This is a genomic window from Streptomyces sp. NPDC055239, assembly GCF_053606205.1.
This window is the reverse complement of record NZ_JBSGRD010000018.1, coordinates 82816-104145: the sequence shown is the minus strand read 5'-3', so window position 1 is coordinate 104145 and position 21330 is coordinate 82816. Positions and strand designations below refer to the sequence as shown.

Genomic DNA, 21330 nt, shown 5'->3' with positions numbered 1-21330 from the left:
TCGGGGTCGAGCCAGTGTTATCGGCGTGGGCCGTGCTGGGCCGGGCGGCTGGTGGTGCTCCAGCGGGGGACACTGCTCGTGCTCAGTGCGGGCGGGCGCCGTCGAGCCGCAGTGGCCCGTCGGACGTCCAGCGGAGTGGGCGCGGACCGCTCCGGCGGCTGGACGGGGATGAGTTGGGCCAGCCGCGCGAGCTGGGGGTTCAGTCCGGCCCGGTAACGGGCCACCGGCGTGGGGTCACCGAAGGCGGCGGCGGTGGCGGCGATCAGGTACTTGGGGGTGCGCGCGGTGAAAGTCGCTTCCGCGCGGGTGCCCCAGCCCTCGGGCCCGGCCCACAGCCGTACGGCTTCAGCCTCCCGATCGGTGCCCACCACATCGATCGAGGCTCCGGCCAGCCCGTCGGGGGCAACGACCTCGATGATGCCCCTGTTCAGCGGGCGGCGCTCCCATCCGGCATCGAGGAGCGGCTGCACCGCGGTGGCCCAGGAGGAGGTGTCCGCCAGGAAGCTGTCGGACTCCTCGCTCCATTCGCGGGCCAGGGCACTGGTCAGCCCGCGGGCGATCTCCGGGGGCATGTTCTGGTTGAACGCAGCGGTCCAGCGGGTGCGGGAGGTGGCGTCCTGCGCCGCGCTGATCCTGCAGATGTCGTAGTCGTCGCCTGCCCAGCCAATGCGGATCCGGTGGTCGGGCGAGGTGACGACACTCTGGAAGGGCCCGTCGTCGAGATGGTGGTGGGGCCAGTGGCGAACCGGCTCGAAGATCGGATCGCCACTCCAGCCGAGGCCGGCGAGATAGCGGGGGAAGACATAGACGTCGCCGTCGATGGTGGCGGGGCCGGGCTCGGGGTTCATCGGTCCGCCTGCGTGGTCACGGTGATCTCGTCGGCGGCAGTGTCGAGGCGTTCGGTGACCTCGGCGCTGGTGCGGCCGGTGACGATACAGAAGCCGGCCCGGGCTGTGTACAGGTCGCCGTCGGGCGGCAGCACGAGCCGGTCGCCGATCTCGCGGATCCACTGCACCTGCCGCAACCAGGGGGTGTGGGCGGCGAATGGCTGGTTGATGTGCCGGGCGGTGAGGGTGCCGGAGGCGTCCGGGTAGAGCATGCGGATGCCCGCGGCCCCGCTGCGGGTGGGCGTGAGGTCCGGTGTTCGGCCGCAGGCGAGGTCGGCGGCGGCCTTGGGCAGGTCGATGCCGGTGGAAAGGCGGACGAGGTGGCCGATCATGTCGCCGGCGAGGCGTGCGTTGACCTCGATCAGCCGGGGACGGCCGTCCACGAGGCGCAGCTCGACGTGCTGCACGCCGTCGGTGATCCCCAGCGCCTTGACCGCGGCGGCGGCGGCCGGGGCGACCTGGGCCAGAAGCGGGTCGGCAGCATCAACGGTGTGGCCGATCTGGTCGAAATACGGTGCGGGGCCCAGCTGCTTGCGGTTCACGGCGACCGCGGTGGTCACCCCGCGATGGGTGACGCACTCGATGGAGACTTCCGGCCCGTCGAGGTACTCCTCGACCAGGACACCGGTGTCCTCGCGGCTGCGGCTCGCACCGGCCGAGGCGAACGTGAAGGCAGCAGGCAGCTCTTCGGGACCATCGACGCGGATCACGCCGATGGCACCGGCGAACGCGGCAGGCTTGAGGACGGCCGGATAGCCGACCGTCGTCGCCGCCAGGCGAACCTCCGACAGAGTCCGCGCTGAAATCGAGGCGGCCGAGGGCACCCCATGGCGGGCAAACAGGGTGCGGGCGACGGCCTTGTTGCGGCAGGCCCGCATCACCTCGACGGAAGGCCAGGGCAGATCGAGGGCGCGAGCGAGGCGCGCGGTGGGGACGAGGAGGTACTCGTCCCAGGTGACGACGCCGTCGAGGTCATGGCGTTCGGCCAGGGCCCGGCCGCCGGCGAGCAGCGCCGCGGGGTCGGTCAGGTCGACGACGGCGTGGTCGACGATGAACGGCCGCTCCCACGAGGGCTCGGCGGCGGTGAGCAGGACGACGTCGTAGGCGGCGGCCACCTGCTCCAGGCAGTAGCCGCGAAGAGTCTCATCGCCGGCGGAAACAACGAGTGCGAGGGGACGAGCGGACAAGAAGGGGTCTCCGTATCGGTGGACGGCAAGACGAGAGACTGGGGCGTGTCATGCGGCGCGGCGGCGGCGCAGCTCGAAGACACCGGCCCAGTGAGGGTGGTCGTCGATCAGGCGGCGGGCGTAGAGGGCGGTGTAGTTGTTGTTCAACCCGGTTACGCCGTTGGAGAGTTGGCGGCGCAGGTCCACGAAGAGGTCCTTCAAGCTGACGCGGGTAGCGCCGGCGGCCAGGCGGCGGACGGCCAGGCGTTCCAGAGCGCGGTAGACGTGCGGGTTGTGCGCGTCGAAGGCGCGGAACTGCTCGGTGATGCTGCGGCCGGTCGCGCGGTGCGATCCAAGGACGGCAGTGGGCATGAGAGGTTCTCCAGGCTGGGGCGCGGCAGGGTCAGGTGCGCAGGGCGGGATCGGTGCGCAGGCGGGCGAAGGCGCAGAGCAGGCCGAGGGTCTGCAGGACGGCGCAGGCGGTGATGACGTGGCCCAGTGCGTCGGGTGGTGTGAGCGCGGTGAGGAAGCCCGCGAGGGGGAAGGGCAGTAGGAGGATGAGGATGGTCGCCGACAGAGTGCTGCCGAACTTCTCCGGCGGGATCAGGCGGGAGCGCACGGTGCGAAGCACCACGGCCAGGCCGCCGTCCGCGGCCATGAGGACGGCGACCAGGACCAGATAGGACAGATAGTCGGGGGCCTGGGCGGCGGCGAGGCAGGCGAGCGAGGCGAGGGCGGCGCAGGCGGCGCCGACCGGCCACAGGCCCAGGCGGTCGAGCGCGAACCGGCAGATGGTGACGGCCAGGAGGGTGGCCGCCGCGGCGGCGGACCAGACCAGGCCGACGGCGGTGGTGGACTGCCCAAAGTGCTGGACGACGATCACCGGGCCTGCCGCCTGAAGGAAGCCGGTGGCCAGGTTGGACAGGGTCAGCCCGGTCACGAGCCAGCCCAGCGCGGGAAGCGAGCGGATGATGCGCCACCCGGTGAGGAATCCGGCGCTGGAAGACCCCTTCGGCGCGCGGGCCGGGGCGACAGGCGAGGGCGGCGTATGCAGGGCGAGTAGCGCGGCGAGCAGCGAGAACCCGGTGATCACCGCGAGCATCGGCGGCGGCCCGGCCAGCAGGAGCACCCCGGCGAGGGCAGGACCGGCCAGGGTTGCGGTCTGGTCGATGCCGAGCAGGACGGCCTGGACGCGGTGGGCCCGCCGTCCCGCCCGGCGGCCGGCGGCGCCGCCCGCCGTCTCGGCCGCGATGTAACTGAACTCGGTCAGCACACCGGTCGCCGCCGCGAGCACCATCACGCTCACCGTCGCCACGGTGCCCGACGGATAGAGGTAGAACAGGACCGCGCCGACGGCCAGTGCCAGTGCGCGTCCCAGCGAGGCGAGGTGGAAGACCACGGCCGCCCCGCGCCGGTCGACGGCCGAGCCGGCCCAGCCGAAGGCCGCCAGCCGCGGGATCCACTCCAGGGCGAACGCCGCGCCCGTCAGCGCGGCGGAGCCGGTGGTGGCCAGGACCAGCAGCGGGATGCCGTAGGTGGACATGGCGAACGCGAGGGCGTCCGCCGTGCGCGGCAGATAGATGCTGCGCAGCAGGCCGCCGGTGTGGCGTGCGTGCCGGGGTGTAACCGCTGCGCTCACGCGACCGGCTCGGACGCCCGGGCGACCTGGGGGTTGCCGGCCAGCCACGTGATCAGCAGAGCGCGGGCGCGGGACAGGTCCGCCTCGGCTCCGGCTCTAGTCAAGCTCACGGCGGACGGCTGCGAGGAGCCATCGGCACACTCGGTCGTGAGCGAGGGCGCCAGGAGGTCGAGGACGTGGCGGATGCGACGGCTGAACTCGCAGACCGGTGCCGGGGAGGCGTGGCGTCGGGCCCAGCGCGCCGCCGCGTCGTACAGGTCGGCCAGCTCCGAGCCCGACTCGGTGAGTTCCAGACCGGCGCCGGGTGCGGTCCGCACGAGAGCGTGGGTGCGGGCCGTTTCGGTGGCGCGGCGCAGTTGGTGCGAGGAGAGGTCGGGAAGGGTGGCGGCCAGCCGTCGCGGCGGGATCGCCCCGTTGTCGTCGATCTCGGTGACCAAGCGGATCAAAGAGCGCGAGGCCAGCAGCTCGATGGCGTTGTCGACTTCGGCAGGGGTGAACAGGGTGGTCATCGGCGCGGACCTCCCGCCGGGGCGGCCGTCTTCGGGCGGGCGGTGCTGGCGTGGGAGAAGAGATCGCGGTGGTGCCACGCCGGGGAGGTCTCCCCCGTCCGGGCCTGCGCGAGCGCCGCAGGGGCCGGCCGGCTCTGGCTGCTGACCCACGGCCTCGGTGCGGGCTTCGCCGGCGCATGCCCCCAGACCGGGTGCTGGGCCGCCTGGCTGAGGGGCTGTCCGGCGGACCACGCGGACAGGGCGCCGAGAACGGGGCCCAGGCCGGCACCCGCCACGGACAGCCGGTAGGGCTGGCCGGTGCCTTCGGTGTCGACCAGGCCGTCGGCCACGAGCTGCCGCAGCGGCGGGTAGATGTTGCTCCAGTCGCTGCTGGGCATGATGATCCGGGCCAGGGCCCGCCCGCTGACCTCGCCGCGGGACTTGAGCACCCACAGGATCGCGGCGGCGTGCCGCCGGGTGAGCAGGGTGAGGCTGTCCTCGATCTGCTCGATCGCAGGCAACGGGCCCTCCGCCGCCTCCAGATGCTTCTCGGCCCAGGTGACGATCACCGGCAGGACCGGCAGCAGGGCGGTGCCACGCGCGGTGTGGCGGTAGGTGACGTGCCGTGCGGATTGTTCGGTGCGCTCGACCAGGCCCGCGTCGCACAGCGCCTTGAGCTTGGGGTGGAGCTGGCCGTTCTGTAGCCAGGACACCTTGTCCGCCAGCTCGCTGTACCGCACGGGCGGGCCGGAGAGGGCCAGCAGGATCCGCACGCTCCAGCGAGGGGTGATCATGGCGAGGGCCTCGGTGACCCGGGCGATGTCGCCGTCGGTGTCGGGAGGCAGAGCGGTGATGGCCAAGGGAGGAACTCCTGGGTGAGTAAGGGAAATCGCCTGCGGGTCAGCGGCGGTGCGCCGCGCTCTGGGCCGCACGGGGCGGAGCCGGAACGGGCGGCGAGACAGTCGGGGACGGTGCGAGGGCGGGGGCCGGTGCGAGGCTCTGTAGAACTGCGGTGACCGACTTGGCCTGGACGTCGCGGACGGCGACTGCTGCGGCGATCCGGCGGGCGCCGTCGAGAAGGTGGGAGACCTCGTGCCGGCCGATCTGCCGCTCGGGATGCAGGAGCCGGGCGAGGTGGTCGCGGTGGACGTCGATGCTGCGCTCGGCCAGGGCGAGGTCGTCGTGCATGGCGAGCAGGGCGGCGAGCATGCCGGGCGGCTGGTCCTGGGCGTGGGCTGCGAGGTCGTCGAGCGGCGCGCCGTAAAGGTCCTCGATCCGTCCGGCTATCTCGGTGGACGAGGGGTGGGGCAAGCGGGGGCTTTCAGCGTCGGCGGGCCCGGGCCGCCCCGGCACGCTGAGGTGCCGAGGCGGCGGACGGGGGCAGGGGTGCGGTGGCCCGGAGTTGTGCCGTGCGGACGGGCCGGGCCCGCTGGTCGGGCGGAGGCATGGTGCGCAGCAGTTCACCCAGCGCCGCGCGGTAGCCGTCGCGGGCATCGAGCGCCGCCTCCAGCCACTGCGCGTCGAAGCGCAGCGCATCCGCCGACAGCTCGCCCATGTCGCGGTCCGGATCCATGGCCGCGTGCACGCGGTCGCGGACGCGGGCGACCTGTTCCTCGGTCACCGCGAGGAAGGAGCGCAGTTCCAGGGCGCGGGCGAGGGCGGGCGAGGCATCGGGCCCGGCGACCGCCTGGTACAGCTCGGGGACCGGGCTCCCGAAGACCTTCTGCAGGTCACCGTCCATGGTGCTGGCCGCGTCCCGGCTCATCGGGCGGGCCTTCCCGCACGCCACACTGGCGGCGGCGCGGGGGCAGCCGCGGGCCGGTGGGGCGCGCTGGTCTGCACCGCAGGTCCGGTGCGGGGGCGCAGGCGCGCCAGGCGTTCGGCGGCGAGGCCCTTCTTGCCCGGAGCGTCCGGGTCCAGGAGCCAGCGCACGACCATGGCCCGGCCGTCGCGGGTGGTAACGGCGGCGTCCACGCGGTGGGCCAGGCCGATCGTCGGGTCGTCGACCTCGCTGGGCTGGGTTTCCAGCGCGGCGAGGAGGTCGTCCTCCGCATGGTCGAGTACAGACTGCGACTGGACGAGCAGGCCGTGCCACTTGACGACCTCGGTGGCGTCAGGATTCGCGGTCGGCGCGGCGGTGACCGCGGCCTTCAACTGGTCCATACCCAAGGCGAAGCGCGCTTCGATCCGCTCGGTGAGCACGCCCACGACATCCTCAGCGTCATCGGATATGCCGTCGGACAAAGGGGAAACTCCTGTTCTGAAAGGGGCCGATGCCTGGGAAAATGAGGGGCCATACCCGGCGGTCCAGGCTGCTGCTGAGTTCTTGTCAGTCCAGGCACATCCGGACGTCGCGGTAGACGTACGTGGCGGACACCCAGCCCTTGACGCCGGTCGACTTGTCCTTGATGTAGAGCCACTTGCCGCTCTTCTTGGACACGCTGAACTTGTGGCTCTTGTAGAGCACGCCGACCGCGGTGGACTTGGAGCTGGCCTTGGACCGGATGGTGACGGCCTTGGCATGCACTGCGTACGGCAGATACGGCGACTGGTCGTAGCAGTCACTCGTGGGGAGAGCGGAAGCGGCGGTCGGTGCCGCACTGGCGGTGGTGGTAGCCAGCACCGGTAGCGCAAGTGCGCCGAGTATCGCCGCGGATATGGCAATTCGGGTGGAGCGCATGCGGAAGAAACCTCCGTAAAGGCAGAGGGATTGCGTGGAAGGTGCCGCGGGAGTTATCCCGGCGGCTGTATAAGAGTCCGGAGAATCGCCGGTTTGGCTAACCGGCGATCGTCGGCTATGTTTCGCCGCCCGCCCCGGCATTGAGGCTCACCGCATACGGCAGGGCGGGCGCGGCGCAGGAGCCTTCGGCAGGGCCGCCGGGCGGCTGGCTGCGGCGGTCGGGCGGACCGGCGGGAGCGGGCCCGCCGTACCGGCGATCCGCTCATCACACCACCGGAGGGCTTCTTCGACGGTGGCGAAGCCTCCCTCGCGCAGCGTGTGGGTCCATCCCTCGGTGTCGACTTCCTCGACCACGACACGAAACGGCGAGGGAGCCGCATCATTCATGGCACGCAGGGCGACGACGGTGACCCAGTCGCTCGGGTCGTCACTGGTGTAGGAGTGCCCGTACGCGTAGTGGTCTCCGTCCCCCATGAGCCGTCGCTCCAGCGCCCGTGTGGCCTCATCGGCCGGCGGGGGGCCCAGGTCCGGGTTGAGGTCGATGGCCTCGGGTGGACAGCCGCGATGGATGAGCCAGGACTGCGCCATCGATGCCAGGGGCAGCGGGGCGTGTTCGAAGCGGAACGTCCCCTCTGCCGGGTCTCGTTGCAGGTGGAGAGCGACAATCTGCGGCTCGCCGGGAATGCCGTAGGTGGCCGAGCCGTCGTGCAGGACGTAGAAGCTGGTCCCTCCGGACGGGCTGTGGTGCTCGGCCAGCGGGAGGAGCATGTCCTGGTTGAGTTCGATCGCGTGCAGGAAGGCGTGCTCGGTCTGATAGTCCGCGGGATCGAAGCCGTCGAGGCGCAGGTCGAGTTCGGGTGTGGGCAATGGTCTCCTCGTGGGCGCCAGGGTTCAGCGGCGGGGGCGCGCTGGGGTAGTGGGCCAGCTGCCGGGCTTGGTCAGCGCCGGTGCCGCGGCCGGCGGGTGTCTGCGGCTGCTGGCCAGGGCGGTGCGGCCCGCGTCGGTCAGGGTGACCGGCTGCCCGGCCATCTCGGAGTGGCCGGTATCCCGGGAAACCAGGCCGGCGGCTTCGAGCCGCTGCAGGTGGGTGTAGGCAACCCGGGTGCCGGAGGCGGTGGGTACGGACATCCGGCCGGTGAGCAGGTGCGCGTGTACTTTGGCGCCGCCCACGAGGGACAGCAGTGCCGCCTGATCGGCGGCGGACAGCTGCTGGTGTCCCTCCGCGGCATGGGCCGTGGCCTCGATCGGCTTCAGTGCGGTAAGGACCTGCCGTGTGGCGGTGTCGCGTATCTCGGCGGCTTCTTCGAGTTGGTCCACGGTGCGGTCGATGCGCGCCAGCAGGGCGCTGTCGACGGGGAATTCGCCGCTGGTCAGGCGGTGGAGGAGGGTGCGGTGGAAGAGCACCCCGGTCTCGGCCTTGGCCAGGTCGCGGTGGCGGTCGACGAGATGGGCATGCGGTTCGTCGAGGATGCCGCGGTCGTGGTAGGTCCACAGGGTGTCGACGTCCTGGCCGGTGGCGACTTCGATGCGGTGGTCGAGCTGGGATACCGGGCGCCGGGCGGCTGCCGGCGCGGAGTCAGGGGGCATAGGCGGTGGGCTCCGTGTGGTCAGCGGGTGTTGTGGTGCGCGGGGTTGGGTGCGAGGCGGGGAAGGCCCGGCAGCGCGGAGGGCGGCGGGCCCGGCCTCGGCGCGGGGCCGCGGGTCAGCAGCTGCGGAGGGCGGGAGCGTGCCGCGTGGGTGCGCGCGCTCACCGGCCGGCGCACCATCCCCAGGCGGCGTCCGACCTCGTCGTAGACGTCGTTGTTGGCGCGAGGCCGGACGGCGACGACGTGGATCTCCCGCTGGTGCGTGGACTGCTCGGGTGCCCGGCGGACGCCGTAGACGACACGCCAGTCCTTCCGGGAGTCGACGAACAGCTTGCGGTAGCCCTCCAGGTCACCGGTGAGCCGGAGCCCGAACCGCTCGGCGTTCACGACTTCCTGCAGGTGGGCGAGGGTGAGGTCGCGGATGTCGCCGGGTGCCTGGAGAAGGTCAGTCAGCGCCCGGGGATCAAAGCTCAGGCCGAAGGCCGGCTGCTGCCCACCGTTCACGCCGTGGGCTCAGCTGGCTCGGCGGGCTCCGCCGTGTCGGTCGTCGCCTTCTCCGGGCGCGCGGAGGGCGGCGGGCCGGGAAGGATGCGGTGTGCGGGACGCTCCGGGGAGGTCATGCAGGCCGACAGCGGACCGCCGGGCGCACGGATTGACGCGACGGCGTGGGTGAGAAAGTCCCGGTGCCACACGAACAGCCCGGACAGCCCGGCTTCGGGGTCCTTGTGCTGCTGGTAGGCCAGCCACAGGGCGTGCAGCCAGGCCACGACGTCGTCGTGCTCCTGCCACTGCAGGCACCAGGGCGCCGCGGTGGTGACCTCCGACCCGTACACCGGGAGGAAGAAGTCATCGACCCAGTCCGACAGGGCGTCGAGTTCGTCCTCGCGTTCCTCCCCGTCCAGTTCCAGGATCGGGCGGGGCTCCGGCGGGGCTGTGGCAGGCGGCCCGCCGAGCCCCGGCATGCCGAACGCGGCGAACGGCGGCGGGCCGACGGTGTCCGGTGCAGAGGCCAGACGGTCGAGCTGCTGCTCCTGCTGAGCCTGCCGGTCCATCAGCCGCCGGACAGTGGCCTCCACCCCCTCCAGTTGCGGATCGGGAATACGTACCGGTTCCAACTCCCCGTCGTCAGAGGGTTTTATGGATTCGGGCATGGAAACGTTGGGCCTCCTGCGAGACGCGGAATGAGAGAAAGACAGAAGCGGCGGCGCGCGGAGCGGCCAGCGAGTGACAAGCCCGCTCGGATTGCCGAATAGGGCGCCGGTCGCCTTGCCGGGAGGGGCGCTCGCGGCTCAGACGGTGAGAATCACGTCGTCTTGCGTGAGGGTCTCGCGGATTGTCTCGGTGAGCCGGTCGGCCGCGATGGAGGCGTAGTGCTCGGTCTTTTCGACGCCGATGAAGTCGCGGCCTTCCAGCAGGGCGGCGACGCCCGTGGAGCCGGAGCCGGCGCAGAAGTCGAGCACCGTGCCGTTCTCGGGGCTGATCTTGACCAGCTCCCGCATGACGGACACGGGCTTTTGCGTGATGTGCTGGCGCTGGGCGCCCGAGGGCTGGGAGGCCGAGTACAGGCCGGGCAGATAGACCGGGTTCCGGGAGCCGTCGATGGCCCCCTTCGAGGCCCAGACGATGAATTCGCAGTTCTGGGTGAACCGCCCCTTTTGGGGCCTGGCCTGCGGCTTGTGCCAGGCCAGCACACCGCGCCACAGCCATCCGGCCGCCTGGATCGCGTCCGTCGTGGTCGGGAGCTGGCGCCAGTCGGTGAAAAGCAGCGCGGTACCGCCGGTCTTCGTCAGGCGGTGGGATTCGGTCATGATCTGCGTCAGCCAGAACCCGTACGACCGCTGGTCCATGTTCTCGCCGGTGAAGTCAGCGAGTTCGTTCTTGGAGTCGGCGGAGGTGTACTTCTGCTTCGCGGAGCGGGTGGTGCGCTCCTTCGCAGTCCTGCCGCCCGAGTTGTACGGCGGATCGGTGATGACGGAGTCGACGCAGCCGTCCGGAAGGCCGGCGAGAACACTGAGAGCGTCGCCCTGGTGCAGGGAAAAAGGCAAAAGGAACCCCAATTCGGGTGCGGAAGCGCGGAGGAACGAACCGCCTCGCACAGGAATCCCCGCGAGCCGAAAGTGGGCATAGAAATGCCCGGGCCGCAGACCGGGGAGGGCGAGGGGGAGTCCAAAAACTGTAGAGGCGAATGTGCCGACGGCCAAGAAGTGTCCGGCCGGGGTGCCGATTCCGAACCCTCACGCCGACTTTTTGGTCAACCGCCGATCCGCACCTACTGTTTTTGAACGCCCGGCGCACACCGCCGCTGGCTCCACCCCGCCACACCTCACGGAGGTACCCCCTTGCCTCGGCATACCTAGCGCACGGCCCGGCCACGCGAAGCGAGCGGCAACTCGCCCGCACCGGCCCGCCCTCAAATCGCCCACCCCGGCCGCCGCGCCCTTCCACCACGCCTGGCGCACGCGGCACGCCGGACACCGCATTCCGAAGGACACGTCCATGACGTCTCGATACCCGCCCCTGCCCGACATCGCTGACGTACGAGCGGTCCGCGCCGGTTGAAGGCGCTCGCCGCCGGTATCGGCGTCGTCGTCCTTTCTCCCCTGCTGCTCGCCGGTACGGCCATGATGATGGCCTCCTCCAGCGAAGCCTCCCAGTCCACCAGCGCGTTCAGCGGGCACCTGTGCGCCGTCGACACCGCCGACGTCGTCAAACAGGTGACGAAGATCCTCGATGGAGCGTCCGGCAAGGACGTGACGGTCGAGGGTCTCTCCCTGCCCGACGAGCAGGTCCCCAACGCCCAGACCATCGTCGCCACGGGCATCGGCCTGGACGTGCCCAAGCGCGGGCAGATCGTCGCCCTGGCCACCGCGATGCAGGAATCAACGCTGCGCAACCTGGGCTCAGGTGACCGCGATTCGCTGGGCCTGTTCCAGCAACGCCCGTCCCAGGGCTGGGGAAGCGCTCAGCAGATCCGCGACCCGGTCTACGCAAGCGAGAAGTTCTACAAGGCGCTGCTGAAGGTCAACGGCTGGCAGCAGATGACCGTCACCCAAGCCGCCCAGGCCGTGCAGGCATCGGGCCACCCCAACGCATACGCGAAGTGGGAGGGCCTGGCCACCGCACTGCAGAAGGCCATCGCCGCCACCTTCCCCAACGCCGACAAGGACAAGCCCTCCAAGGACGCGGACGAGGAGGCCGAGAGCGCCATGGCGGACTGTGCTCCGTCCAAGGACGGCTCCGGCTTCGGCCGCATCCCCGAGGGGAGCGTCCCCAAGGGATACAAGGTCCCCAAGGACGCCGGTCCCAAGGCCCGCAAGGCGCTGAACTGGGCGATGCGTCAGCTCGGTACCCAGTACCAGTGGGGCGGCAGCTGCGCCGACGCGCACGGGCCCGACCCGATGGGCCGCTGCGACTGCAGCTCCCTGATGCAGCAGGCATACGCCCACACCGGCGTCACCCTCACCCGCACCACCTACACCCAGGTCAGCGAGGGCAAGGCCGTCTCACGCAACAAGCTCCAGCCCGGCGACCTGATCTTCAGCCGCGGCACCGCGAGCCGCCCCGAACACGTCGGCATGTACATGGGCGAGGGACTGGTGATCGAGGCGCCGCGCACCTCCAAACCGGTCCGGATCACCCCGCTCAAGGACTGGACGGTCCTCGCCGCCCGCCGCGTCATCTGATCCCGGTCCGCCCGCAGGCTCGCGAGCCGCCGTCGCCAGGACCTCGCCGGCAAGCGCGCGTGGATGACCAAGGAGACCAACTCCCCACCCCTCTGCGTTGCTTCGCCCGACGAACCGCCCAGCGGGGCGGGGCGACGGCCCCCTCCCTCTCCCCCAACACCCCGGAGCATCCACATGCCAATCCACTCCCGCGTCCGACGTGCCCTCGCGGCCAGCTCGATCGGCCTCGCAGTTGCAGCCGGCGGCCTGGCGAGCGCCTCCACAGCTCAGGCGTACGACACCGGCCACACGACGATCTCGTGCAAGGCGGTCAAGGTCCGCAAGGCTCCTTCGAAGAAGTCCGCCGTCGTGGGCATCGCCTACCGGCACGACAAGGTCGCCTATAACCAGTTCGCGTACAAGCGCGCAGAGAAGACCTGGTACACCCGCGGCTCGGTGACCCGGAAGTCCGACGGCAAGAAGATCCGCGGATACATGATCTACGACTGCGCCAACCCGTACGAGTCGAACCCGGCGCCGAAGCCGCCGATTCCGAAGTAGCACGCCCCGGCCGCTCTCCCTGGCCCCGAGCCGAGATGGCGGCTTCGAAGTTGCGCCCCGGCCCGAGGCGTGGACTCTCCCCGCCTCTGCTCGGCGCAGGCCCGGGCGAGCAGCCGCCGCGGCCACTTCCGCGCCCCGAGCGCACCCCCCTCCGCTTCCCCCTTTTCCCGCCGGCCCTCGCCTGGCGCCCGCGCATGCAAGGAGCCCCGCCACCTCTATGTCCGTCCCTCTCGCAGACCGCCTCATCCAGCTCGCCTACGACCCAGGCATCTCCCCCAAGGGCGGTGGGCTGCCCGGCCTGAGCGTGCTGAGGAACGTCGTCAACTCGATCAACCTGTTCGGGATCGTCGCCGTCGTCGGTGCCCTCGCCGTCAGCCTCGTCGTCTGGGCCTGGGGTCACCACACCGGTGGCCATCAGGCCGAAGCCAACGGCAAGAAGGGCGCGACCGTCGCCGCCGGCGCCGCCCTCGGCCTCGGCGCCGCCAATGGCGCCGTCGCGTTCTTCTCGGCCCTCGGCTCGCAGGTCCACTGATGCCGAAACGATTCCCCTCCCTCTCGTTGTCCTCCTACGGCGCGGGCTGGCCGGCCAACCGACGCATCGCGCTCGTCGCCTGCGTCATAGCCGTCCTGCTGGCCACCGCCGCCGGTGTCGCCTGGCTATCCGGCGGCGGGGACAGCCACCAGGCCCCGCACACCTCCACGCCCGCTCCGGCTGACAGCCCGTCCTCCTCCGAGGCCGCCCCCAAGCCCGCAGCCGGATCCGGTTCGGTTCCCAGGCCCCCGCAGATCGCCGAGCCGGTCGCCTACGCCAAGGCCGCAGCCCAGATGCTGTGGTCCTACGACACCCGCGACACCAGCCGTGACCAGCAACTCGCGGGCATGCGCGCGTGGATGACCAAGGAGACCAAGTACGTCGACTGGGCATCGGTCTCCAGCCAGGTGCCCGACCCGCTGCTGTGGTCGCGCATGGCCGATCAGCACCAGCACGCCACCGCGTCCGTCACCGAGGGCCACTACCCCGGCGCGTTCAAGCAGGCCCTGGTCGAGGACCCTTCCGCGATCACCAAGGCATACATCTACGTCGTCACCGTCAACGGACGCCAGCAGATCGCCTGGAAGAAGGGCGGCGGCGGAGCCGAAGAGCGCGCCGTGACCCTGGCCGTGCAGTGCCGGCCCAGCCACGACTGCCGCCTGGCCGCCATCGCCCCCAGCGTCACGCAGTGACCCACGACCGAGACAAGAAAGGAGGGGTAACTCTCCGTGGGTTTCTGTGATTTCCCTCTGGCTGACAAGCTGTGCGCCGTCGGCGAGGCCGTCGACTTCGCGAGCGATCCCGGCAAGGCCATCGGCGACTGGATGGCCAAGAGCTCCGGTGAACTCGCCGCCGCCGCAGCCGACCTGGCCGCCAAGGCCGTCAACGCCACCACCAAGGTCGATCTGCGGGCCGGATGGTTCGTCGACAACTACGAGATGCTGCTGCCGATCGGCCTGATCATCCTGGTCGCCACGTTCTGCGCCCAGCTCGTCCGGGCCGCCGTTAAACGCGACGGACAGGCCCTGACCCAGGCAGTCACCGGCACCATGTCGGGCGTCCTGTTCGCCTTCTGCGCCATCTCCCTGACCACGGTCGCCATCGAAGTCGTCGACGCCCTCTCGGATGGGCTGTTCAAAGCCGCGAACCTGAACATCGAGACCGCGGTGCGCCGCATCGTCAAGGTCAACCAGATCCCCGGCCTCGCCGGACTGGGCTGGCTCGTCGCGGTCTTCGCCGGCCTCGGCGCCGCGCTAGGGGCCTTCCTCTACTGGTGCGTGATGATGGTCCGCAAGGTCGGCATCCTCGTCATGGTCACCCTGGCCATCTTCGCCGGAGCCGGCGGTGGCTGGGAGGTCGCACGCCGCTGGCGCAAGGGCTGGATCGAAGCCACCGCCACCCTGGTCGTCTCCAAGCTCCTGATGACCGTGATCTTCGTCCTGGGCATCGCCGCCATGGGCAAGACCGAGGCCAAGGACGGCATCGCCGCGCTGGCCGACGTCATGTCCGGCATCGTGATCATGGTTCTGGTGCTGCTCTGCCCCTACGCGGTGTTCAAGTTCGTGCACTGGGCGGCCGAGGGCACCGACGGCGAGTCCATCCACCGTGCCGGCGGTTCCGGAGCCCAGATGGCCAGGCAGCATGCCGAGAAAGCCACCCGCAAGGCCGCCTCGGCTGCGGCCACCGCCGCAACCGGTGGTGCCGCCGCCGGAGCAGGCGCCGCCCCGCAAGGCCCCGACGCCGGCGGCGGATTCCCCGGCGACGTCGCCGCCAACCCGACCGGCGGAGGCGAAGAAGACACGGAAAGCTCGCAGGCCGGCGGAACCGGTAGCCCGCCCAGCGGCGCTGCCGTCAAGTCCGGTCTGGAAAAGGCCGTCCAGCCCGCACCGACCAGCGTGTCCGACGACACCAGCGGCCAGGTGGGCGGCAGCCAGGGGCCGACCGGATCCGGCGCAAGCGCCGCCTCCGGCCAAGGCGGCGGATGGCAGACCGGCTCGCCGACCACGACCCCGCCGCCGCAGGGCGCACCTCCGTCCTCCGGCTCACAGAACGCCACGTCCGGCGGGTCGGCCTCACCGCCGCCGCCGACCGGCCTCTGATCCCCTGACCGACTCCCGGGGGCGGGGTGTACACGCTTCCTCCCGCCCCCGGGTTCCATCCGCGCCTCCAGGACCCGCCCCTTGACTGATCTCTCCGTCGCCCCGGTCACGGTGAAGTTCCCCCACCGGTCCCGCCGCGGCATCCTTCTCGGCCTCTCCCTGCCCCAACTCGTCCTCGTTTCCTGCACGCTGGCGCTGCTGCTGATGACGGTGGTCTCCACCGGCCTGCTGGGCGTCGTCGCGCTGGCGCCGCTGTGGGCCACGTCCGGTGCGCTCGTCGCGATCCGCCGGCACGGCCGCTCCCTGATCGACTGGGCGCCGATCGTCGCCCGCTATGCGCACCGCCGCCGGACCGGGCAGACCCTCTGGCTCGCCCGGCCCGTCACCCGGCCCCGCCAGGACGGCATCCTGCACCTGCCCGGCACCGCCGCCTCGCTGAAGGTCGTCACCCCCGGCGACTCCGCCAACGGCGCCGCTGCCGTGCACGATCCGCACCAGCAGACCCTGACCGCCATCGCCCGGGTCAGCAGCCGCGCCTTCGTCCTGCTCGATCCCGCCACGCAGAACCACCACGTCAGCAGCTGGGGACGGGCGCTGGCGGGCATCGCCCGCACCGGGCACATCGCCACCGTGCAGGTGCTGGAGCGCACCGTCCCCGACAGCGGTGACACCCTCACCCGCCACTGGGCCCAGCAGGGGCAGCCCCAGACTCCGGTCGCCGGACAGATCTATGCCGAGCTGGTCGCCTCGGCCGGGCCCGCCGCCGCCCCGCACGAGACTTACCTCGCCATCTCCCTCGACCTCAAAGCCGCCAAGCGCCTGATCAGCCAGGCCGGCGGAGGCTTGCCCGGGGCGTTCACGGTCATGGAGCAGACCACCGCGTCCATCGCCCAGTCCGCCCGTAACGCCGGACTGATGGTGACCGGGTGGCTGACCTCGCGGGAGATCGCCGCTGTCGTCCGCACCGCCTACGACCCCAAGGCGCTCGCTGCCCTGCAGCAGTGGTCCGAGACCGGTCGCGCCGAGGCCGATCCCGCAGCTGCCGGGCCCGTCGTCCAGGTGGAGGAGTACGACCGCCTGGCCACCGACTCCGCACGGCATGCCACCTACTGGGTGGAGAACTGGCCGCGCACCGAAATGGGCGCCGGGTTCCTGCATGGGCTCATGTTCACCGCCGGGGTGCGGCGCAGCCTCTCCCTCATCTACGCGCCGCAGGGGCTCGAGTCCGCGATGCGCGACGTCCAGCGCAAGAAGGCGGCGATCATCGCCGACGCCAACGAGCGGGCCCGCCGCGGACAGGTCGACAACGAAGAAGACTCCGTCGAGTACGCCGACGTCAAAACCCGCGAGCGCCAGCTGATTGCCGGGCACGCCGACGTGGCCCTGACCGGCCTGGTCACCGTCACCGCCGCGACCGACGCCCTGCTGGACGCCGCCTGCGCCCAGATCGAGACCCACGCCGTCAGCTCGGGCGTCGACCTGCGCAGGCTCAACTTCCAACAGTCCGACGCCTTCGCTCTCTCCGCGCTGCCCCTCGCCCGGACCGCCCTGTGAGCCGCTTGGCACCCGCAGCCGAACCGCATCTGAGCGACGAGATCCGCGCCCTGCTCGACGGCCTGCACACCCTGCAGCGCACGCACCAGGATCGGCTCGACGCGCAGCGGCCCACAGACGACGAGATGGACGCAGGACGCCTCGCCGAGTGGGAAGACGTCCTGCGCGACATCGCCGTCGAGGCCACCGACACCCTGAACACCACGATCACGCGCCTGGAACTCCTCGCCGCCCGGCCCGTGCGGCGGGCGTTCACCGTCGCCCTCACCGGGCCCGGCTACGACGAGGGCGCACGCGCATGGCTGTTCGTCGTCCACGCCACCGACCTCACCGACGCCCACCGCACCCTCCTGCAACTCCCCTCCTTCCGCTCATGGCTGGCCGAGAGCGCCACCAGCGATGGGATCCGCTCGCGCGTGGACCTCCTGGCCGGGGAGAGCCACCCGGGCACACGCGCCCCTGGCACGTACAGCGATCTGCGCGACGAACAGGCCCGCACCCTGGCCTTCGCCGAGCCCCCTCTCCCACCGGCACCTGCACCTACACCTGCGTCGGCACGCCCCGCGCGCTGACCGGCCACCCGCATGCCGCCTCACGAAAGCCCCCTCTTGCCCTCTCCCCCACGCGCTGACGAGGCGCACCCCTACCTGCGGGCCGCCTCCGCAGGACTGCGCCATCACACCCGCACTCTCGCGCCGGAGGGACCGGCAGCTCCGGCCGCCGCGAGCCGCGTCCACCTCGACCTCGTGCACGCGCACCTGACCGCACTGCACCGGCTGCTCGACCAGCTCGCCGAGACCACCCGGCCCCCGTATCCCGCCGCCGGCCGCCACCTGACAACGGCGCACGTCCGGCTGTTCCAGTCCGCCGCCGCCGTGCACGACGCCTTCCACCTCCTGCCCGCGGCGGACGAGACCCCCGCGGACTCCGTATGTCACCCGGAGCGGCTGCCCGAGGGGCCCCCTGTCCTGACCATCTGCCAGCGCCACCTCGCCGCCGGCCACGTCGTGCGCCGCAAGACCACCCCGAGCGACCTCAACACCCCGCTGCACGGCCACACCACGACCTGCAGCCGCTAGCCCGCCCCCATGTCGAAAGGCACCCAATTGCGCGCACTGAAGCGCTCCACCTCCACTGCCCTGGCCCTGGCCTGCGCCGTCGGCGCCGTCTCGCTCGCCGCCGCCAGCCCGGCCTCGGCCGCCAGTTATCGCTGCACCACCAGCAGCGCCTCTGTCGATGACCCCGCCTACAGCGGCCCGCTCAGCGACAACTACAACTTCACGGTGACCCAGTGCGCCAAGCGCGTCAGCGGCGTCATCTACACCTATGCGAAGGCGAGTTGGGATGGGCCGGTCTGGTTCGTCAATCAGAGCGATGTTCTGGACGGCGCGCGCTTCCATTTGCAGGTCAAGAAGTCGGTGCGCGGTCCGGACCCGGTGGTGAAGTACCAGAACTCCTATGGCATCGAGTACAAGCTGGAGCACGGAAACACCGCCGGCAACAGCTCGTTCACCACGCCCGTCCTCAAGTACAGCGCCAAGAGCGGGCGATACCTCGCGGACGGCAGCATCCAGCTCGACTGGAACAACGACGGCAAGAGCTACCGGACCGCCCTGTTCTCCGCGTCCCCCACGGTGTGAGCCGCCTCGTAATCATGCCCCGCTCCCGGAAGGCCGTCGCCTCATGAGCCACCGGCCCGCCCGGCGTGCCCGCCGCGCCAGCGCCAGTCCCCTGTTCACCCCGCACGGCACCGACCGCGCCTCCCGCAAGGCCGCCCGCCGCCAGCTCGCCGAGGCCACCGCCAAGGCCCGCGCGGACGCCCACGCCCATCAGGCCCAGGGCGCGCCCGCCGAGCTGGAGATGCCCGCCGCGCTCTACCCACCCAGCGGGCGTCCCGGGTTTGCCTCCGCGCGGAAGAACCGGCTGAAACTGCCCGCCCACCGCATGACCACCGCCGTCGCCGCCGGGGCATACCCCTTCCTGGCCGAAGGCGGACTCGGCGCCGAGGGCATCTACATCGGCCGCGACGTCCACGCCGAAGCGTCGTTCGTCTTCGATCCGTTCGCGCTGTACGGCAAGGTCGAGGGCTTCACCAACCCCAACTTGCTGCTCGCCGGGGTGATCGGCCAGGGCAAGAGCGCGCTGGCCAAGTCCTTCGCGCTGCGCTCGGTGGCCTTCGGCTACCGCGTTTACGTGCCCTGCGACCCCAAGGGCGAGTGGACACCGGTAGCCGAAGCCCTCGGCGGCCGTTCCGTCGCTCTGGGCCCCGGGCTGCCCGGACGGCTCAACCCCCTGGACGCCGCCCCGCGCCCGCAGAGCGTGGCGGAGGCTGACTGGGCCGGTGAGATCCGCAAGCGTCGCCTGCTGCTGCTCGGTTCGCTGGCCCGGACCGTGCTGGGCCGCAACTTGATGCCCACGGAGCACACCGCCCTGGACGTCGCCCTGGACTCTGTCGTCTCCCGCGCCGCCGCCACCGGTGCAACGCCGCTCCTGGGCGACATCGCCGCCACCCTCAACAACCCCGGCGCACTCGACGAAGCCGCGGCGATGTTGTCGGGCCAGCTCGGCGAGGCCGCCCGCGATCTGGCGCACGCGATGCGCCGCCTGGTCCACGGTGACCTGGCCGGCATGTTCGACGCCCCCTCCACCGTCGCCTTCGACCCCACCGCGCCGATGCTCACCATCGACCTGTCCCGGCTCGGCGGAGCCGGCGACGACACCGCCCTGGTCCTGGCGATGACCTGCGCGAGTGCCTGGATGGAGTCCGCCCTCTCCGACCCCTCCGGAGGCCGGCGCTGGATCGTGTATGACGAGGCATGGCGTCTGATGCGGCACGTCGGCCTGCTCCAGCGCATGCAGGCCCAGTGGAAGCTCTCCCGTGGCCTGGGCATCGCCAACCTCATGGTGATCCACCGGCTCAGCGATCTACTGACCGCGGGCGACGCCGGATCACAGGGCCGCGCCCTGGCCGAGGGGCTCCTCGCCGACTGCTCCACCCGCATCATCTACCGCCAGGAGACCGACCAGCTCCACGCTGCGGCCTCGCTGCTCGGTCTGACCTCGGTTGAAATGGACGCCATCGCGCACCTCAACCGCGGCCGGGGGCTGTGGAAGGTGGCCGGACGATCATTCATCGTCCAGCATCTGCTCCACCCTCACGAATTGGCCCTCTTCGACACGGACGCCCGAATGCATTGAAAAGCCCAGTGGGTTCCGCCCAACTGACGGCTTTTCGATCTCGGTGCAAGCAGGGAGGTGCAGCGGTGCGTCTACGTGGGGTCGCGGGTTTCCCGAATGGGATCCAATCCGTGGGTCTTGCAGGTGCGGGCAAGTCGCTCCCTGAGCTGCCTGCTCTCACCACGGAGTCGATGGCTCTCTGCGATCACCTCACGACCTGACCGCTGCTGTTCGCGGACGTCCTCGGTCGTGACGTTGGCCGGCCCGGGCGGGGTATGCGGTCCTGCATCGGTCGCCATATAGAGGCGTCTACCCGACATCACAGTTCCGACGCCGGTGTCCGACGCTCTGGCTAGTCTCGGCCGCTTCGGCATCTTGAGCGTTGTTGGGCAGCCCTCCCTCGGGATTGGCCTGATCGACGGTATCGCAGTGCGGCATCGATACCGATCCCGAAAAGGCCGCAGAGGCTGCCTCCGCGCCACACGCATTGGCCACAGGTTGCGAGCCACTCCGGCCGCCAGAGCGACTTCGTATTGATGCTGCCGACCGAAATGCACTGCCCGAGAGGGAACTTGAAACCTCGCACCCCCTATCGGGGCCCATCAGATTCGCCAGCCCACGACCCTACGGACAAACGCAGAGGGCCTCATGAATCCCGACATCCAGCGCGAATTGATTCCTCGCGATGACACCCTCCGCCTGATCGGCGCACTCAGCGACATGAAGGCCACCTTCATCGACGCCGCTGCACAGTGGCAGCTTCTGGACGACGCCGGTCACGTGCCTGCCTCGCCCGTGTACGCCGAACTGATCCGCCACGCCACAGACGCGCAGATCCTCGCCCACGGCGTCGGCCAGATGGCCGCCGAAGTCGCCAAGGCCGCATACAGCACGAATCGAGTCGGCAGCAGTGTCCTCGCCCATCTCGCGACGGCCGCCACGATGGCGAGCCACGCGGCACCGCACTTCGCCGATGCCGCGGAAGCCGCTCTGACCCTGCCCCGGTCTGCCGAACGGCAGTTCCTGGAGAACCGCATGGTCATCGACCACGCCTCGGCGCGCGCCTTCCTGCGGCGTACCTCGGAATCTCTCCGCGACGCGGCCAAGGAACTCGACGACCACCTCGGCTTCCAGCGCTTCGTCGCGAAGCTCACCCCTCAGGAAGCGCGGCCGGCGCCTCCGCCCTCAGGGCCCAGCGGGCGCCACCGCTAATCCGCCCTCAATCCCGAGCGGCAGCGGCTCAGCCCTCTGCCTGCTTCACCCACCCAGCCACTCGAACAGGAAGTCCACCATCGAATT

At 70.9% G+C, this 21330-nt stretch carries 26 protein-coding genes; 11 read left to right on the top strand and 15 right to left on the bottom strand.

Annotation, left to right across the window (positions count from 1 at the left end; all coding sequences use genetic code 11):
* Window positions 1-17 precede the first annotated feature (17 nt).
* From ACWFRJ_RS39825 to ACWFRJ_RS39755, 15 genes are all read right to left on the bottom strand, one after another.
* Window positions 18-848: a DUF317 domain-containing protein gene (locus tag ACWFRJ_RS39825; protein ID WP_453542903.1), complete on the bottom strand. Its 831-nt coding sequence runs from the start codon at window positions 846-848 to the stop codon at window positions 18-20.
* Window positions 845-2074: an ATP-grasp domain-containing protein gene (locus ACWFRJ_RS39820; protein WP_453542900.1), complete on the bottom strand. Its 1230-nt coding sequence runs from the start codon at window positions 2072-2074 to the stop codon at window positions 845-847. Before ACWFRJ_RS39820 ends, ACWFRJ_RS39825 begins: the two co-directional genes overlap by 4 nt.
* Window positions 2075-2122: 48 nt before the next feature.
* Window positions 2123-2425: a hypothetical protein gene (locus ACWFRJ_RS39815; RefSeq protein ID WP_453542897.1), complete on the bottom strand. Its 303-nt coding sequence runs from the start codon at window positions 2423-2425 to the stop codon at window positions 2123-2125.
* Window positions 2426-2456: 31 nt separating this feature from the next.
* A complete protein-coding gene (locus ACWFRJ_RS39810; RefSeq protein ID WP_453542894.1) occupies window positions 2457-3692 on the bottom strand; it encodes an MFS transporter in 1236 nt (411 codons plus the stop codon).
* A complete protein-coding gene (locus ACWFRJ_RS39805) occupies window positions 3689-4201 on the bottom strand; it encodes a regulator (protein ID WP_453542891.1) in 513 nt (170 codons plus the stop codon). Before ACWFRJ_RS39805 ends, ACWFRJ_RS39810 begins: the two co-directional genes overlap by 4 nt.
* Entirely contained in the window at window positions 4198-5040 is an 843-nt protein-coding gene (locus ACWFRJ_RS39800) for a winged helix-turn-helix transcriptional regulator (protein WP_453542888.1), read from the bottom strand. The genes ACWFRJ_RS39805 and ACWFRJ_RS39800 overlap by 4 nt, the downstream gene beginning before the upstream one ends.
* 40 nt (window positions 5041-5080) lie before the next feature.
* Entirely contained in the window at window positions 5081-5491 is a 411-nt protein-coding gene (locus ACWFRJ_RS39795; protein WP_453542886.1) for a hypothetical protein, read from the bottom strand.
* 10 nt (window positions 5492-5501) lie between these two features.
* A complete protein-coding gene (locus ACWFRJ_RS39790) occupies window positions 5502-5945 on the bottom strand; it encodes a hypothetical protein (protein ID WP_453542883.1) in 444 nt (147 codons plus the stop codon).
* Window positions 5942-6424: a hypothetical protein gene (locus tag ACWFRJ_RS39785; protein WP_453542880.1), complete on the bottom strand. Its 483-nt coding sequence runs from the start codon at window positions 6422-6424 to the stop codon at window positions 5942-5944. The genes ACWFRJ_RS39790 and ACWFRJ_RS39785 overlap by 4 nt, the downstream gene beginning before the upstream one ends.
* An 85-nt stretch (window positions 6425-6509) precedes the next feature.
* Complete coding sequence (locus ACWFRJ_RS39780; protein ID WP_453542877.1) at window positions 6510-6860, bottom strand: SH3 domain-containing protein; 351 nt, start codon at window positions 6858-6860, stop codon at window positions 6510-6512.
* 147 nt (window positions 6861-7007) lie between these two features.
* Window positions 7008-7727 carry a hypothetical protein gene (locus ACWFRJ_RS39775; protein ID WP_453542874.1) on the bottom strand — a complete coding sequence of 240 codons (720 nt, stop codon included), beginning with the start codon at window positions 7725-7727 and terminating at the stop codon, window positions 7008-7010.
* A 24-nt stretch (window positions 7728-7751) separates the two neighbouring features.
* A complete protein-coding gene (locus tag ACWFRJ_RS39770; protein ID WP_453542871.1) occupies window positions 7752-8447 on the bottom strand; it encodes a hypothetical protein in 696 nt (231 codons plus the stop codon).
* A 20-nt stretch (window positions 8448-8467) separates the two neighbouring features.
* Window positions 8468-8950, bottom strand: a complete 483-nt coding sequence (locus tag ACWFRJ_RS39765) for a hypothetical protein (protein ID WP_453542868.1) — start codon at window positions 8948-8950, stop codon at window positions 8468-8470.
* Window positions 8947-9498, bottom strand: a complete 552-nt coding sequence (locus tag ACWFRJ_RS39760) for a DUF4913 domain-containing protein (protein ID WP_453543139.1) — start codon at window positions 9496-9498, stop codon at window positions 8947-8949. The genes ACWFRJ_RS39765 and ACWFRJ_RS39760 overlap by 4 nt, the downstream gene beginning before the upstream one ends.
* Window positions 9499-9735: 237 nt before the next feature.
* Entirely contained in the window at window positions 9736-10491 is a 756-nt protein-coding gene (locus ACWFRJ_RS39755) for a DNA-methyltransferase (RefSeq protein WP_453542865.1), read from the bottom strand.
* Between the two features lie 510 nt (window positions 10492-11001).
* Here ACWFRJ_RS39755 and ACWFRJ_RS39750 point away from each other — a divergent pair.
* The 11 genes from ACWFRJ_RS39750 (at window position 11002) to ACWFRJ_RS39700 (ending at window position 21243) form a co-directional block, all read left to right on the top strand.
* Window positions 11002-12129, top strand: a complete 1128-nt coding sequence (locus ACWFRJ_RS39750) for a C40 family peptidase (RefSeq protein WP_453542862.1) — start codon at window positions 11002-11004, stop codon at window positions 12127-12129.
* Window positions 12130-12303: 174 nt separating this feature from the next.
* Window positions 12304-12669 carry a hypothetical protein gene (locus ACWFRJ_RS39745; RefSeq protein WP_453542859.1) on the top strand — a complete coding sequence of 122 codons (366 nt, stop codon included), beginning with the start codon at window positions 12304-12306 and terminating at the stop codon, window positions 12667-12669.
* Between the two features lie 217 nt (window positions 12670-12886).
* On the top strand, window positions 12887-13201 hold the full coding sequence (locus tag ACWFRJ_RS39740; RefSeq protein WP_383276794.1) for a DUF6112 family protein: 315 nt from the start codon (window positions 12887-12889) through the stop codon (window positions 13199-13201).
* Window positions 13201-13893, top strand: coding sequence for a hypothetical protein (locus ACWFRJ_RS39735; RefSeq protein ID WP_453542856.1), 693 nt, complete (start codon window positions 13201-13203; stop codon window positions 13891-13893). Before ACWFRJ_RS39740 ends, ACWFRJ_RS39735 begins: the two co-directional genes overlap by 1 nt.
* Before the next feature lie 36 nt (window positions 13894-13929).
* A complete protein-coding gene (locus ACWFRJ_RS39730; protein WP_453542853.1) occupies window positions 13930-15300 on the top strand; it encodes an SCO6881 family protein in 1371 nt (456 codons plus the stop codon).
* Window positions 15301-15381: 81 nt separating this feature from the next.
* Window positions 15382-16854: an SCO6880 family protein gene (locus ACWFRJ_RS39725; RefSeq protein ID WP_453542851.1), complete on the top strand. Its 1473-nt coding sequence runs from the start codon at window positions 15382-15384 to the stop codon at window positions 16852-16854.
* Window positions 16851-17426, top strand: a complete 576-nt coding sequence (locus tag ACWFRJ_RS39720) for a hypothetical protein (protein WP_453542849.1) — start codon at window positions 16851-16853, stop codon at window positions 17424-17426. The genes ACWFRJ_RS39725 and ACWFRJ_RS39720 overlap by 4 nt, the downstream gene beginning before the upstream one ends.
* 36 nt (window positions 17427-17462) lie before the next feature.
* Window positions 17463-17933, top strand: coding sequence for a DUF6238 family protein (locus ACWFRJ_RS39715; protein ID WP_453542846.1), 471 nt, complete (start codon window positions 17463-17465; stop codon window positions 17931-17933).
* Window positions 17934-17942: 9 nt separating this feature from the next.
* Window positions 17943-18494 (top strand): hypothetical protein, encoded by a 552-nt coding sequence (locus ACWFRJ_RS39710; RefSeq protein WP_453542843.1) that lies wholly within the window; start codon window positions 17943-17945, stop codon window positions 18492-18494.
* A 43-nt stretch (window positions 18495-18537) separates the two neighbouring features.
* Window positions 18538-20052 (top strand): VirB4 family type IV secretion system protein, encoded by a 1515-nt coding sequence (locus tag ACWFRJ_RS39705; RefSeq protein WP_453542840.1) that lies wholly within the window; start codon window positions 18538-18540, stop codon window positions 20050-20052.
* 627 nt (window positions 20053-20679) lie between these two features.
* Complete coding sequence (locus ACWFRJ_RS39700) at window positions 20680-21243, top strand: hypothetical protein (RefSeq protein WP_453542837.1); 564 nt, start codon at window positions 20680-20682, stop codon at window positions 21241-21243.
* The last annotated feature ends 87 nt before the right edge of the window (window positions 21244-21330 follow it).

Excerpts from the sequence above, each read along its gene's own strand:
- ACWFRJ_RS39790 (WP_453542883.1), bottom strand. The coding sequence starts at position 5,945 with ATGAGCCGGGACGCGGCCAGCACCATGGACGGTGACCTGCAGAAGGTC.
- ACWFRJ_RS39700 (WP_453542837.1), top strand. The coding sequence starts at position 20,680 with ATGAATCCCGACATCCAGCGCGAATTGATTCCTCGCGATGACACCCTC.
- ACWFRJ_RS39825 (WP_453542903.1), bottom strand. The coding sequence starts at position 848 with ATGAACCCCGAGCCCGGCCCCGCCACCATCGACGGCGACGTCTATGTC.
- ACWFRJ_RS39815 (WP_453542897.1), bottom strand. The coding sequence starts at position 2,425 with ATGCCCACTGCCGTCCTTGGATCGCACCGCGCGACCGGCCGCAGCATC.
- ACWFRJ_RS39760 (WP_453543139.1), bottom strand. The coding sequence starts at position 9,498 with ATGGACCGGCAGGCTCAGCAGGAGCAGCAGCTCGACCGTCTGGCCTCT.
- ACWFRJ_RS39740 (WP_383276794.1), top strand. The coding sequence starts at position 12,887 with ATGTCCGTCCCTCTCGCAGACCGCCTCATCCAGCTCGCCTACGACCCA.
- ACWFRJ_RS39780 (WP_453542877.1), bottom strand. The coding sequence starts at position 6,860 with ATGCGCTCCACCCGAATTGCCATATCCGCGGCGATACTCGGCGCACTT.
- ACWFRJ_RS39705 (WP_453542840.1), top strand. The coding sequence starts at position 18,538 with ATGAGCCACCGGCCCGCCCGGCGTGCCCGCCGCGCCAGCGCCAGTCCC.
- ACWFRJ_RS39770 (WP_453542871.1), bottom strand. The coding sequence starts at position 8,447 with ATGCCCCCTGACTCCGCGCCGGCAGCCGCCCGGCGCCCGGTATCCCAG.
- ACWFRJ_RS39735 (WP_453542856.1), top strand. The coding sequence starts at position 13,201 with ATGCCGAAACGATTCCCCTCCCTCTCGTTGTCCTCCTACGGCGCGGGC.
- ACWFRJ_RS39710 (WP_453542843.1), top strand. The coding sequence starts at position 17,943 with ATGTCGAAAGGCACCCAATTGCGCGCACTGAAGCGCTCCACCTCCACT.
- ACWFRJ_RS39805 (WP_453542891.1), bottom strand. The coding sequence starts at position 4,201 with ATGACCACCCTGTTCACCCCTGCCGAAGTCGACAACGCCATCGAGCTG.
- ACWFRJ_RS39745 (WP_453542859.1), top strand. The coding sequence starts at position 12,304 with ATGCCAATCCACTCCCGCGTCCGACGTGCCCTCGCGGCCAGCTCGATC.